This is a genomic window from Streptomyces recifensis (assembly GCF_002154615.1).
GTDB lineage: Bacteria > Actinomycetota > Actinomycetes > Streptomycetales > Streptomycetaceae > Streptomyces > Streptomyces griseoluteus.
Window position 1 is genome coordinate 1 of sequence record NZ_MUNH01000573.1, and the last position, 728, is coordinate 728.

A 728-nucleotide genomic window follows, 5' to 3' on the forward strand; every position below is an offset into this window, starting at 1 on the left:
CCCACCTGCGCCGACGCCCGCAGGCAGGCCGCTCGCTCAGCAACCTGCGCGGTAATGCACACACCCCGGCGCCGAGTGGCTCCTCTCCCAGTCGTGCCGCTCGACCGCCAGCGCGCCGCCCAGCAGGAGGGCCAGCAGCAGGTGGGCGATCGCCGTCCAGCGGGCGCGGAAGACCGCCGCGAGGACGACCAGGACGAGCGCCGCGATCTGCAGCACCCGCAGCCGTTCCATGAAGGCGAGTTCCGCCGCGTCGATCCGCGCCTGTTCGCCCTGCGCCGCCCACACCTCCAGGCCGGCGCCGTATATCGCGTCCAGCACCACCCAGCCCGTCTCCAGCAGGAACAGGGGGATCGCCAGGGCGAGGTCCACGCCCGGGCGGGTGCGGCGCGACCAGGGGAACCGGCGTCTGGCCGGGCGGGTTTCCGTCATGGAGGCAGCGTGCGGCCGGCAGGCGGGGCCGCACATGAGCACCCGTACTCAGAGAGGCGGCTCAGCCCGCCGTGCCCTCCGGCTGGATCTCGTCCGCGTGTTCGCCCGTCACCAGGTACACGACCCGCTTCGCGACGGACACCGCGTGGTCCGCGTAGCGCTCGTAGTAGCGGCCGAGGAGGGTGACGTCGACCGCCGTCTCGATGCCGTGCTTCCAGCGGTCGTCGATGAGGTGCTGGAAGAGGGTGCGGTGGAGGAGGTCCATGTCGTCGTCGTCCTGCTCCAGCTGGAGCGCGAGG

General features: G+C 72.5%; 2 protein-coding genes. Both read right to left on the minus strand.

Features of this window, described 5'->3' with window-relative positions; genetic code table 11:
- Positions 1–36 precede the first annotated feature (36 nt).
- Complete coding sequence (locus tag CCN33_RS26215; RefSeq protein ID WP_244173944.1) at positions 37–429, minus strand: DUF6234 family protein; 393 nt, start codon at positions 427–429, stop codon at positions 37–39.
- Positions 430–490: 61 nt separating this feature from the next.
- Positions 491–728 (minus strand): phosphate signaling complex PhoU family protein (locus tag CCN33_RS26220; protein WP_279628210.1); only part of this gene is annotated, 238 nt, incomplete at its 5' end.

What these genes read in the sequence shown, in the direction of transcription:
- CCN33_RS26215 (WP_244173944.1), bottom strand. Translation starts at nt 429, where the DNA reads ATGACGGAAACCCGCCCGGCCAGACGCCGGTTCCCCTGGTCGCGCCGC.